Source organism: Mesorhizobium sp. ISC25, from assembly GCF_042295465.1.
Classification (GTDB): domain Bacteria; phylum Pseudomonadota; class Alphaproteobacteria; order Rhizobiales; family Rhizobiaceae; genus Mesorhizobium.
In genome coordinates, this window is the sequence record NZ_CP135441.1 from 416040 (window position 1) to 429091 (window position 13052).

Here is a 13052-nt window from a genome sequence, read left to right on the forward strand (position 1 = left end):
ACGGGGGCAGCCCCATAGGCGGCCGCGGCGGCGAAGCGGCGGGAAAGGCAAAGGACGAAGACAATGACCATCAATCTGCAGAAGCCGGACATCACCGAGCTCAAGCCGCGCATCACCGTGTTCGGTGTCGGCGGCGGCGGCGGCAATGCCGTCAACAACATGATCACCGCCGGCTTGCGCGGCGTCGAGTTCGTGGTGGCCAACACCGACGCGCAGGCATTGACGATGTCGAAGGCCGAGCGGCTGATCCAGCTCGGCGCGCATGTCACCGAGGGTCTCGGTGCCGGATCGCAGCCTGAAGTCGGGCGCGCGGCGGCGGAGGAATGCATCGACGAGATCATCGATCATCTCTCCAACACGCATATGTGCTTCGTCACTGCCGGTATGGGCGGCGGCACCGGCACCGGGGCGGCCCCCGTTGTCGCGCGCGCTGCCCGCGAAAAGGGCATCCTCACCGTCGGCGTCGTCACCAAGCCGTTCCACTTCGAAGGCCAGCGCCGCATGAAGACGGCCGACATGGGTATCGAGGAACTGCAGAAATGCGTCGATACCCTGATCGTCATTCCCAACCAGAACCTGTTCCGGCTGGCCAATGACAAGACCACCTTCGCCGATGCCTTCGCCATGGCCGACCAGGTGCTCTATTCGGGCGTTGCCTGCATTACCGACCTGATGGTCAAGGAAGGCCTGATCAATCTCGACTTCGCCGACGTCCGCTCGGTCATGCGCGAAATGGGCAAGGCGATGATGGGAACCGGCGAGGCTTCGGGCGAGGGCCGCGCAATGGCCGCGGCGGAAGCCGCCATCGCCAACCCGCTGCTCGACGAGACCTCGATGAAGGGCGCCAAGGGCCTGCTGATCTCGATCACCGGCGGCCGCGACCTGACCCTGTTCGAAGTCGATGAGGCGGCAACGCGCATTCGCGAAGAGGTCGATCAGGACGCCAACATCATTCTGGGCGCAACCTTCGACGAGGAACTCGAAGGCGTTATCCGCGTGTCGGTGGTCGCCACCGGCATCGACAAATCGGCGGCCGAAATCGCTGCCGCGCCGATCGCCATCCGCACGGCTCCGCCGAAGCCGGTCAGCCGCCCGGCGCCTCAGGTCACGGAAATGCGGCCGGCGGCTGCCCAGCAACCGATCTATGAACCACGTGCTGCCGATCCGGTCGCCGAGGCCATTCAGCTCGCCGAGGCAAATGCGGCAGCGATGGCGCAGGCCCGCCAGGCACCGGTAGCCCATGCGGAAGACTTCCGCCCGCAGAGCAAGATCTTCCAGGCGCCTCCGGCTCAGCCGCAGCCGATGATCCAGCCGGTGGTTCAGCAAGCGATGCAGCCCGCTCCGCATCGTGAAATGCCGCAGCCGGTTGCCGCAGCACCCCAGCGCATGCCGCGGGTCGAGGATTTTCCACCGCAGGTGAAGGCCGAAGTGGAAGCCAAGGCCCGCCCGGCCGACCACGAAAACAGCGGCCCGATGGGCTTGCTCAAGCGCCTGACCAACGGCTTGACCCGCCGCGAGGAGGAGCCTGCAAGGCTGCAGCCGGCGCAGCCGCGCGAACCGAAACTGCGCCAGGCGCCGGCCGAAGTGCGCCGCCTTGCCAGCCAGGATCCGCAGCTTTACGCCCCACGCCGCGGCCAGCTGGACGAGCAGGGCCGCCTGACGCCGCAGAGCCGGGCTGTCCAGGAAGACGATCAGTTGGAGATTCCCGCCTTCCTGCGCCGACAGGCCAATTGATCTGTTAATGGTTTGTAACATTTGTTAACAGGCGAGCAGGAAACTGTTCGCCTGTTGACATTAAAAGTGATTTTAAAACAAAGACTTATGAGGCATTCCTGCTCCGGACCGCGGTTACAAAGAGTAAGAAACCGTGATTTGGAGTCTCCCTGCGGGACCATTATCTTCGCCACCGACCAAAGTCGGTTTGCTGGGAGTCTTGGGGAAGTGGCCCTGCCTGCCGATCAATCAAGAGCCGCGCCCTCAGGGCGGATTAAGCGGACCTAGGCAGTATGGGCTATGGGGATTGTTTTGCACGACTATCAGACGACACTTAAATCGCGTGCGACGCTGACCGGCATCGGCGTTCACAGCGGCACCCCGGTCACCGTCCATTTCCTGCCGGCAGATGCCGATACGGGTGTCGTCTTCCAGCTTTCGAATGCAAGCGGAACCCACGAATTTCGCGCGCTCGTCTCCGAGGTCGGCGCCACCGATCTCTGCACCATGCTTGGCGATCCGCAAGGCGAGCACATTGCCACGGTCGAGCATCTAATGGCGACGCTTTTCGGGCTTGGGATCGATAATCTCGTCATCGAAATCGACGGCCATGAAGTGCCTATCCTCGACGGCAGCGCAGTGATGTTCGTCGAGGCCATTGACCAGGCAGGCATCGAAACGCTGCCGGTCAAGCGTCGCTACATCAGGGTGGTCAAGCCGGTTCGTATCGAGAACGGCGCCTGCTGGGCGGAGTTCAGGCCCTATGACGGCACGCGCTTCGAGATCGAGATCGATTTCGAAAGCCCGGCGATCGGGCGCCAGCTTTTTGCATCCGACATGAATGCCGACATTTTCCGCCGCGACGTCGCGCGTGCCCGCACTTTCGGTTTCATGAAGGACGTCGAGCGGCTGTGGGCGGCCGGCTATGCGCTCGGCTCGTCTTTGGAAAACTCCCTGGTGATCGGCGACGACAACCGTGTGATCAACATGGGAGGCGTGCGCTATCCCAACGAGTTCGCGCGCCACAAGACGATGGATGCGATGGGCGACCTGGCGCTCGCCGGTGCCCGGTTCATCGGCTGCTTCCGCTCCTACCGCGGTGGCCACAGGCTGAACGCCGCGGCGTTGCGCCGTCTCTTGTCGGACCGTTCGGCTTTCGAGATCGTCGAGACGACGCGCCGCGAGCGCGGGCGTACCGCGGAGATGAGCGCCGTCAACGCACCCCTCTTTGCGCCCTGGATGATCTGATTCTACGCCTTTGCGGCTCTTATCGCGGTCAGCAGTGTTGCATGGATGCATCACTGGCCGGCCAAATCGCACAGCGTTCCAGGTGGCGCCAAACCGCCACAAAAATGTGCGATTGGCCGGGGATAGCGTTGCCGGGCAAGGCAATTATGGTTTATGGCTGCTGCCGTTGACTGAAATGACGCCGAAAGGGCGGAATCCAAACATGTTTTTCAAGCGAGTTGGTCAATCGAAGGCGCTGCGGCGGGCTGTTTTCCTGGCGCTTTCGGTGGTCGTTCCATCGCTGTTTCTGTCGGCCTGCATGTCGTCCGAGAAGGACGTCGATCTGTCGACCTATGTCGATCAGACCGAGCCGGCCGACGTGCTCTACAATCAGGGTCTCGCCAATCTGAATGCCGGGCGACTGCAGGAGGCAAGCCGCAAATTCGATGCCGTCGACCGCCAGCATCCATATTCCGAATTCGCCCGCAAATCGATGGTGATGGGTGCCTTTGCCGACTATCGTCAGGGCAACTACGACGAGGCGATCGGTTCGGCCAAGCGCTACCTGACGCTCTACCCGTCGACCGACGATGCAGCCTATGCCCAGTATATTATCGGGCTGAGCTACTACCGCCAGATCAAGGACGTCACCCAGGACCAGAAGGAAGCGCGTCTTACCGCGCAGACGATGCAGGACCTGGTAACGCGCTGGCCGACTTCCGAATATGCCGACGATGCCAAGGAGAAGATCCGCTTCGCCAACGATCAGCTCGCCGGCAAGGAGATGCAGATCGGACGCTATTATCTCGAGCGCCGCGAATACATCGCAGCCGTCAAACGGTTCCGCAACGTCGTGGAGAACTACTCCAACACACGCCATGTCGAGGAGGCGCTGGCGCGTCTTACCGAGAGCTACTATGCGATGGGGCTGACGTCGGAAGCGCAGACCGCTGCGGCCGTGCTCGGCACCAACTATCCCGACAGCCAGTGGTACAAGGACTCCTACAAGCTCCTGCAGAGTGGTGGGCTCGAGCCGCGCGAGAATGCCGGATCGTGGATCTCCAAGGCCGGGAAGCTGATCACCGGCGCCTGAGCGGCGCGTCACCATGCTCTCCAGGCTGTCGATCCGCGATATCGTTCTGATCGAGAAGCTGGACATCGACTTCTCGTCCGGCCTTTCGGTGCTGACCGGCGAAACCGGCGCCGGAAAGTCCATCCTGCTCGACGCCTTGTCGCTGGCGCTTGGCGCCCGCGGCGACGCCTCGCTGGTGCGGCATGGCGCTGCGCAAGGCCAGATCATCGCGGTCTTCGACGTGCCGCGCAACCACCCGGCCCGTATGCTGCTCGCCGAGAACGCCATCGAGGACGACGGCGACATCATCCTGCGCCGCGTCCAGACGGCGGACGGCCGCACGCGCGTGTTCGTCAACGACCAGCCGTCCAGCGTGACGCTGATGCGCGACGTCGGCCATGCGCTGGTCGAGATCCACGGCCAGCACGACGAGCGCGCTTTGGTCGATCCCGGCGCGCATCGCGAGTTGCTCGACAGTTTCGGCGGTCATCTGGGTGCCGCGCGGGCAACAGGCGAGGCGTGGCGGCACTGGCGTACCTGCGAGCAAGAATTTTCACGGCACCGGGCCAAAGTCGAGGCAGCTGCCCGCGAGGCCGATTATCTGCGTGCAGCGGTCGCCGAATTGACCAGGCTCGATCCGCAACCGGGCGAAGAGACCGAGCTGGCCGAACTGCGCGCCGCGATGATGCGGGCGGAAAAGATCGCCTCGGAAATCCACGACGCCCAGGATGTACTCTCGGGTCCGTCCTCGCCCTTGCCGCAACTGGCCAGCCTGCTCAGGCGGCTGCAGCGCAAGGTGACGGAAGCGCCCGGCTTGCTCGAGGATGTCGTCAAATCGCTCGACGAGGCGATGCTTTCGCTCGACGCGGCGCAGTCGGGTGTGGAAGCAGCACTTCGCGCCACCGAATATGATCCGCAGCGGCTGGAGAAGGCTGAGGAGCGGCTGTTTTCGCTGCGTGCCGCCTCGCGCAAGCACAGCGTCGCCGTCGATGACCTGGCGCAATTGCGTGACACCATGGCTGCCGACCTTGCCGATCTCGACGCCGGCGAGGAGCGCCTGCATGCGCTGGAGAAACAGGCTGCAGCGGCGCGCCAGGCCTATGACATTACGGCGGCCCAGCTGTCGTCGCTTCGCCATGCGGCGGCCGTAGGGCTGACCAAGGCGGTAATGGCCGAACTGCCGGCGCTCAAGCTCGAACGGGCCGAGTTCATCGTCGAGATCGCAAGCGATGCCGAGAGCCGCATGGAAGAAGGCATCGACCAGGTCGAGTTCTGGGTGCGCACCAATCCCGGCACCAGGCCCGGCCCGATGATGAAGGTCGCTTCCGGCGGCGAGCTTTCGCGATTCCTGCTGGCGTTGAAGGTAGCACTCGCTGACCGGGGCTCGGCGCCGACCTTGGTCTTTGATGAGATTGACACCGGCGTTGGCGGTGCCGTTGCCGATGCCATCGGCCAGCGGCTGGCGCGGCTGGCAAAACGCGTGCAGGTGCTTTCGGTCACGCATGCACCGCAAGTGGCGGCGCGCGCTGCGACGCATTTCCTGATCTCCAAATCGGGCGGGGCCGACCGGGTCTCGACCGGCATCGCCGAGATGGACCGGGCGGCGCGGCAGGAAGAGATCGCACGCATGCTCGCCGGCGCCACCATCACCGACGAGGCGCGCGCGGCGGCCGAGCGGCTGCTGCGGGAGAACACCGCGGCAGCCTAGAGCGGTTCATCGTTTCACGGAAACGCCGAACCGCTCTACCTCTTTGTTTGCGCAATTCCGGACGGAAAAACCGTTTCACAGTTTTCCTGGAATTGCTCTAGACGAGTTCGTTTCCGGCGCTCGTGACCTGAGTCAGGGTCTGGCTTCATCCTGCTGTTCAGGAATGATTTTCCGTGTCTGGTCTCTCCCTCATGAAAGAATCCTGTTCTATTGTGTCGCGCCACCGTGGAGGGAGCAGTGCATGGACGAAAAACCAGTCGATTCGCTCAGCGAAAGCGAGGCGGCAAGCGAGTTGAAGCGGTTGGCGCAGGAGATCGCCGAGCACGACCGGCGCTACCATGGCGAGGACGCGCCGATAATCACGGACGCGGAATATGACGCGCTGACGCGGCGCAACCTCGCCATCGAACAGCGCTTTCCTGCTTTGGTGCGCGAGGATTCGCCCTCACGCAGGGTCGGCGCGCCGCCGGCGGAAGGCTTTGCCAAGGTGCGTCATGCGGTGCCGATGCTCAGCCTCGCCAAGGCCTATACCGACCAGGATGTCGCCGATTTCATCGTACGTGGCCGGCGATTCTTTGACCGCGACAAGGATCTGAACATCGCCTTCACGGCTGAGCCGAAGATCGACGGGCTATCGGCTTCCCTGCGGTATGAAGGCGGTGCGTTCGTACAGGGGGCAACGCGTGGCGACGGCGTCGTCGGCGAGGACATCACCGCCAATCTCAAGACCATCGCCGATATTCCCAAGACCTTGAAGGGATCGGACTGGCCCGAGGTCATCGAAATACGCGGTGAGGTCTACATGACCTACGCGGAATTCGAGGCGCTGAAGCAACGTTCGGCGGCGATCGGCGGCCAGGATTACGTCAATCCGCGCAATACGGCGGCCGGGTCGCTCCGTCAGAAGGACCCGTCCGTTACCGCCAGCCGCAACCTCAAATTCTTTGCCTACGCCTGGGGCTATACCACAAAGGATCCGGCTCCGACCCAATACGATTCCGTGCAGAAATTCGCGGAGTGGGGATTCAAGGTCAGTCCGCTGATGGTCCGGGCAAAGTCGGTCGAGGAACTGGTCGCGCATTATCACCTAATCGAGACCCAGCGCTCATCGCTGGGCTACGACATCGACGGCGTCGTCTACAAGGTCGACCAGTTGGAGTTGCAGCGCAGATGGGGCTTCGTCACCGGCGAACCACGCTGGGCCATCGCCCACAAATTTCCGGCCGAACAGGCGATGACGACCGTGCTGAGGATCGACATTCAGGTCGGCCGTACCGGTACGCTGGCGCCCGTTGCCCGGCTTGCACCCGTCACGGTTGGCGGCGTCGTGGTTGAAAATGTCACCCTTCATAACGAAGATTACATCAAGGGTCTGGACAGCAACGGCCAGCCGATCCGCGACGGCTATGACGTACGTATTGGCGACACGGTGGTCATCCAGCGGGCAGGGGACGTCATTCCGCAGATCGTCAGCGTCATAGCCGATAAGCGTCCGCCAGATGCCGTGCCCTACGAATTCCCGCACAAATGTCCGATCTGCGGCTCACCCGCAACGCGCGAAATCAACGAGAAGACCGGCAAGGAAGATTCCCGCCGACGTTGCACCGGCGAACTGATCTGCCCTGCACAGGCCGTCGAAGGATTGCGCCACTTTGTGTCGCGCGGCGCTCTGGATATCGAAGGCCTGGGCGCGGAAAACATAGACCTGTTCTTCAATGCCGGGTTGATCAGGACGGCCGCCGATATCTTCACTCTCAGGGACCGCCGTCCCGCCGTCACCAAGGCGCTGGCGGAGCGGCGGGAAGAGCAGGCCAGGCAGCGTGAGGCCGCATCGGGCAAGACGCGCAAGAATGTACGCAGTGTCGAGGAACGCAACTACGACGGCCTCGACAAGCTCTTCGCTGCCATCGACGCTCGCCGCGAACCGGAACTCGATCGCTTCATCTTTGCGCTGGGCATCCGCCATATCGGCGAAACGACGGCCGCTGTGCTGGCCCGAACCTTCTCGACAATCGAGGAGTTGATCCGCATTGGCAAGGAGACAGCAGCGGCAGCCGATCCACACACCGTTTTTCCTTCGATCAACGGCATCGGCGATACGGTGATAGGCGCGCTTCGCGATTTCTTCGGCAATGAACGCAACGATGCCGTGCTTGAAGCGCTGCTCACACAGGTCCACCCGAAGCCGTACATTGTGAACGTCTCAGCCGATAGTGCGGTCGCCGGCAAGACAATCGTGTTTACAGGCACGCTGGAAAAGATGACGCGCCCGGAGGCCAAGGCGATGGCCGAACGTCTCGGCGCGAAGGTCGCCGGCTCGGTTTCTGCGAAGACCGATCTCCTGGTGGCAGGGCCAGGCGCCGGCTCCAAGCTGAAGGACGCGACCAAATTCGGCATCGAGGTGATCGACGAGGACACCTGGCTGCAGCGGATCGGCAAGGGCGGGTGATGGCGGCTGCGTTCAACGGCTTTGGGCAAAAGGCCATTCCCTTCCTCAAGGCGCTCGATTTTCATCAGAGCCGGGAGTGGTTTTTGGAAAACCGCGACCTTTTCGAACGCGACCTACGTGATCCCTTCGGCGATCTGGTCGAGACGCTCTCCGAGCGCTTCACAGGCGCGGGGCTCGGCCTGCGCGGCAACCGCAAGAAGTCGCTGTTCCGGATTAACCGCGACGTGCGTTTTGGCAAGGACAAACGGCCCTACAACCGGCATTTGTCGGCGATCCTTTCGCCCGACGGCACCAAGATGGAACAGGGCGTGTTCTACGTCCATATCGGGCTCGAGCGCTGCTTTGCCGCCATTGCCTGGTGGCAGCCCGGACCGGAGCTATTGCTGGCGCTGCGCAACGCAATCGCGAAGCGGCCCGCTGAATTCCGCAGCCTCGTCGCGGCGCTGAAGAAGAATGGTCTCGAGTTCGACCCGGACGGCTGCATGAAGCGCACACCGCGCGGCTTCGAGCATATCGCCGAGCCCGATCTCGCTGCCGCGATCCGCAACCGGCATTTTGCCGTCCGGCACGCAATCGAGCCGGCGGATATCTACGGAGCTGGATTGGTCGACGAACTCATCGACTTCGTCATGCGGGCAAAACCGCTGCTCGACTGGGGCAGGGCGATCGAAGGCAAGGCTTCGCCGCGCTAGGCACGGAAGCGAGCTTGCCGCGACGCTTCAGCTATCATTTCCGCTGATCGTTTGCCTCAAGCGAATTGGTGTGACAACCCGGACCGCCCTCCCTACATAGGCCCTTCCCGAGGAGCGGTCGATGTCGGCGGAAGCAATCTCCGAAAACAGTGCGAAAAGCGATTTCTGGGACGGCGTGCGGCTCAGCATGCCCGTCGTGGTGGCATCGGCGCCGTTTGCGTTGCTGTTCGGGGCGCTCGCAGTCGACAACGGGTTTTCCGTGCTCGAAGCGTTCTTGATGAGCGCAACGGTGTTCGGCGGCGCCAGCCAGATGGTCGGCATCGAGCTGTTCGGCCAGCATGTCGCGCCGTGGCTGATCGTGCTGTCGATCTTCGCCGTGAATTTTCGCCACGTGCTCTATTCGGCTGGCATCGGCCGGCGCATTGCGCATTGGCCGCTGGTGCAGCAGGCGATAGGCTATTTCGTGCTGACCGATCCGCAGTTCGCGGTGGCCGAGCGCAAGGCGGAGGCCGGCGAGACCGTCGGCTTCGCCTGGTATATGGGCCTTGGGCTGCCGGTCTATGTGTTCTGGGTCATCGAAAGCGCGCTCGGCGCGATGTTCGGCAAGCTTATTCCCGACACCCATGCGCTGGGCATCGACTTCCTGCTGCCGATCTATTTTCTTGGCCTTGTCATGAGCTTCCGCAAGCGGCCGTTGTGGCTGCCGGTGGTCGTCGCCAGTGCTACTGCCTCCATCATTGCCTATAAAACGGTCGGCTCGCCCTGGCATGTCTCCATCGGCGCGCTGGCCGGCGTGCTGCTCGCCGTCATCCTGCCGCCCCGCCACAGTGGGGTGGAGGCACGGCCATGAGCACGACCTTGTGGATCATTATCGCCGCTTCGATCGCGACCTATCTGACCCGCATCGGCGGTCATCTGGTGATCTCACGCTTCGACCATATCCATCCGCGCGTCGAAGCCGGGCTGAACGCCGTGCCGGCGGCGGTGCTGACCACGCTGGTGGCGCCGGCGGCGCTCAGCGCCGGACCGGCGGAATGGGCAGCCTTGATCGTTGCCGGCCTGGTCTCGCTGCGCGGCGGCCTGATGGCGATGTTCCTGGCGGGTGCGGCCGTGCTGATCCTCGCGCGGCAGCTCGTCGGCTGATCGCCTTTTGCCTTGGCGGCGAGAGCACACATGCGCTTTACCGCAGCGACTATTGCCGCGCCGACCTTCGATAGGCTTAGCCGGATAGCCTCCGATCTCTCCTGATGGGAGCGACGCACGGCGCCGCTATAGAGCGCCTCACGTTGCTTTGGCGTCAATGCGCTTAGATCGATCGGCTGGATGCCGAAGGGCTCAGGCGACATTTCCAACTCCCCTGGTTTGCCGTGTTGATTGGCAGCTACACCGGCGATTTACGGGAAAGGGCTAATCAGCTAAAATGAATAATTAAGATCGTTATGTTCTCCAGGAGAGATATATGGATTTGGCCGATCTGCGCATCTTCCGCACGGTGGTGCGCGAGGGCGGAATCACCAGGGCAGCGGAAAAACTGTTTCGCGTGCAATCGAACGTGACCACACGCATCCGGCAGCTCGAGGAGGATCTCGGCGTGCAGCTGTTTATCCGGGAGGGCAAGCGCCTGCACGTATCGCCGGCCGGTCACAAATTGGTCGGCTATGCGGATCGGCTGCTGGCGCTTGCGGAGGAGGCGCGAACGGCGATGCTCGATCCACGCCCGCGCGGCACGCTTCGCCTAGGTGCCATGGAGAGCACCGCCGCGGCACGGCTTCCAAGTCTGCTCGCCGATTATCACGCACGTTATCCCGAAGTGGAAATCCAGTTGCGCACCGGCAATCCGCAGGTTCTCGCGACCGCCATGCTTGCCGGCGAACTCGATGCAGCCTTCGCCGCCGAGCCGATCGCCGACGCTCCGTTCGAAAAGCAGTCAGCATTCCAGGAGCAGCTGGTCATTGTCTCGGCGGCATCGCGCGTTTCGGTCGACGACCGCCTGGACATGCCCAAAACCATGATAGCCTTCGAGCACGGCTGCCCGCACCGAAAGCGGCTGGAACAATGGTATGCGCGCAGAGAGTTCATGGCCGAGAAAACCATCGAGCTTGGTTCATACCATGCCATCCTTGGTTGCGTGGTGGCTGGCATGGGCATAGCGTTGATGCCGAAAAGTGTGCTTTCGGGTTTCCCGGAGAGCCGCTGGCTAAAGCTGCACGAACTGGCCGCTGACGAAGACAACGCAATCACGGTGTTGTTCTGGCGCAAGGGAGCCGGTTCTCCGAACGTCACGGCTTTGCAAGAACTGCTTGCGGAGCAAAGCCTGTCAACCGGCGTTGCGGCCGCGACTATTGCTTGAAGTCGTGCGGCAGCGGGGCGGTTGCTTTTTCCAGCCAGGCCAGCGTTTCGCCGTCGAGCATCGGTCCGATCTCGGCCAGCACCCGCGCGTGGTATTCATCGAGCCAATGGAGCTCGTCACGGGTCAATAGGTCCGACCGGACCAGCCGCTTGTCGATCGGCGCCAGCGTCAGTGTCTCGAAGCCGTGCATGGCGATGTCGCCGCCCTCGATTGCCTCGGCCGGCGTCACCAGGACGAGGTTTTCGATGCGAATGCCGTAAGCCCCTTCCTTGTAGTAACCGGGTTCGTTGGAAACGATCATGCCGGCCAGCAGCTTTTCGGTGCCGGTCTTGGCGATACGCTGCGGGCCCTCATGCACGGCAAGATAGGAGCCGACACCGTGCCCGGTGCCATGGGCGAAGTCGCATCCGTGTCTCCATAGCGCCAGGCGGGCTACGGCATCGATTTCGGAGCCGCGCGTGCCCTGGGGGAAGCGCAGCATGGAGATGCCGATCATGCCCTTCAGCACCAGCGTGAAGCGTTCGCGCATCTCCTCGGTCGGCGTGCCGATCGGCACTGTGCGGGTGATATCGGTGGTGCCGTCCTGGTACTGCCCGCCGGAATCGAGCAGGAACAGCTCGCCATCCCCCAGTTTGCGATTGGTGGCGCGGGAGACGCGGTAGTGCATGATGGCGCCGTTAGGACCAGCGCCGGAGATGGTGTCGAACGACACGTCGCGCAGCGGCATTTGCGTTTCTTCGCCGGTCTGACGGCGCGTCTCCTCAAGCCTGGTGACAACGGCGATTTCGTCGAGCGTGCCGGGCTTCTGGCGGTCGAGCCAGCACAGCAGCTTGGCGACCGCAGCGCCGTCGCGGCGATGCGCGGCGCGTGCGCCGGCGATCTCAGCTTTGTTCTTTGTTGCGCGTGGAATGCGGGCCGGATCGGGCACGGCAATGACGGTGCCGCCATTATCCTCGACCAGCATCCTGAGCTTGTCCGCCGCTAGAACCGGGTCCAGCGCGATTTTTGCGCCACCCTTGGCCCGGGTGACGATTGCCGTTTCGAATTCACCCGGGTCGTGCAATTCGGCGAGCTGCGTCAGGTAAGCCGCGACGGTGCGCGAAAACTTGCGCTGGTCCATGAAAAGCAGATGCGAGCCGTCGGCGGCGAGCGCGGCAAAGCCGAGCGCCAGCGGTGTGTGCGGTACGTCCCCGCCACGAATGTCGAAGGCCCAGGCGATGGAGGAGGGGTCGGTCAGCACGGCATGGGTGGCGCCGTCTTTCTCGATGGCCGCCGCCAGCCGCACCAGCTTGTCCTTGGCCAGTTCGCCGGCAAAGCCGATCGGGTGGATCTCGACCGGCGCCAGTGGCGGCCCGGGCTGATCCTGCCAGATGGCGTCGATTGGATTTTGTTCGAGCGGCACCAGTATCGCGCCTGATTTCTCCGCCGAGGCTTTCAGCGCCTTGACGTCACTGATCGTATGCAGCCACGGATCGAAGCCCAACCGCACGCCCTTGCCGAGATTGTCCTTGATCCAGTTGGCCGGCGGGTTGTCGACAAGACTCTCGATCGAAAAGATGTCGAGATCGACTTCCTGGCGCACCTGCAGCGTGTAGCGACCGTCGACAAACATGACGGCGCGCTCGCCAAGCACAATGGCGACGCCGGCCGAGCCGCTGAAGCCGGTCAGCCATTTCAGCCGTGCCGAGCGGTCGGCGACATATTCGCCCTGGTGCTCGTCGGCGCGGGGCACGATGAAGCCATCCAACCCGTTCGCCGCCAACCATTGGCGCAGCATTGCCACGCGCGGCTTGCCAACGGCCGGATCCCCGGCGGAATCGAAGGTCTGGAACATATGGGCT

General features: G+C 63.1%; 10 protein-coding genes. 9 read left to right on the forward strand and 1 reads right to left on the reverse strand.

All coding sequences use genetic code 11. The features are described from left to right. The first annotated feature begins 63 nt into the window (after positions 1-63). The 9 genes from ftsZ (at position 64) to RQ479_RS02160 (ending at position 11211) form a co-directional block, all read left to right on the forward strand. On the forward strand, positions 64-1734 hold the full coding sequence (gene ftsZ / locus RQ479_RS02120; RefSeq protein WP_352465139.1) for a cell division protein FtsZ: 1671 nt from the start codon (positions 64-66) through the stop codon (positions 1732-1734). Positions 1735-2013: 279 nt separating this feature from the next. Further along, positions 2014-2961 (forward strand): UDP-3-O-acyl-N-acetylglucosamine deacetylase, encoded by a 948-nt coding sequence (gene lpxC / locus RQ479_RS02125; protein WP_376703947.1) that lies wholly within the window; start codon positions 2014-2016, stop codon positions 2959-2961. Positions 2962-3163: 202 nt separating this feature from the next. Continuing rightward, entirely contained in the window at positions 3164-4033 is an 870-nt protein-coding gene (locus RQ479_RS02130; RefSeq protein ID WP_352465137.1) for an outer membrane protein assembly factor BamD, read from the forward strand. 13 nt (positions 4034-4046) lie between these two features. Continuing rightward, positions 4047-5720, forward strand: a complete 1674-nt coding sequence (gene recN / locus RQ479_RS02135) for a DNA repair protein RecN (RefSeq protein ID WP_376703948.1) — start codon at positions 4047-4049, stop codon at positions 5718-5720. Positions 5721-5961: 241 nt separating this feature from the next. Continuing rightward, positions 5962-8169 (forward strand): NAD-dependent DNA ligase LigA, encoded by a 2208-nt coding sequence (ligA, locus tag RQ479_RS02140; protein WP_376703949.1) that lies wholly within the window; start codon positions 5962-5964, stop codon positions 8167-8169. Further along, positions 8169-8861, forward strand: coding sequence for a DUF2461 domain-containing protein (locus RQ479_RS02145; protein ID WP_376703950.1), 693 nt, complete (start codon positions 8169-8171; stop codon positions 8859-8861). The genes ligA and RQ479_RS02145 overlap by 1 nt, the downstream gene beginning before the upstream one ends. Positions 8862-8982: 121 nt before the next feature. Then, positions 8983-9711, forward strand: a complete 729-nt coding sequence (locus RQ479_RS02150; protein ID WP_352465132.1) for an AzlC family ABC transporter permease — start codon at positions 8983-8985, stop codon at positions 9709-9711. Then, positions 9708-10004, forward strand: a complete 297-nt coding sequence (locus RQ479_RS02155; protein ID WP_352465131.1) for an AzlD family protein — start codon at positions 9708-9710, stop codon at positions 10002-10004. Before RQ479_RS02150 ends, RQ479_RS02155 begins: the two co-directional genes overlap by 4 nt. 316 nt (positions 10005-10320) lie before the next feature. Beyond that, the gene (locus tag RQ479_RS02160) at positions 10321-11211 is read left to right on the forward strand and encodes a LysR substrate-binding domain-containing protein (RefSeq protein ID WP_352516828.1); all 891 of its coding nucleotides are present in this window, start codon (positions 10321-10323) and stop codon (positions 11209-11211) included. Here the strand turns inward: RQ479_RS02160 and RQ479_RS02165 are convergent. Further along, a complete protein-coding gene (locus RQ479_RS02165; protein WP_376703951.1) occupies positions 11201-13045 on the reverse strand; it encodes an aminopeptidase P family protein in 1845 nt (614 codons plus the stop codon). The genes RQ479_RS02160 and RQ479_RS02165 overlap by 11 nt on opposite strands. Positions 13046-13052: the final 7 nt, after the last annotated feature.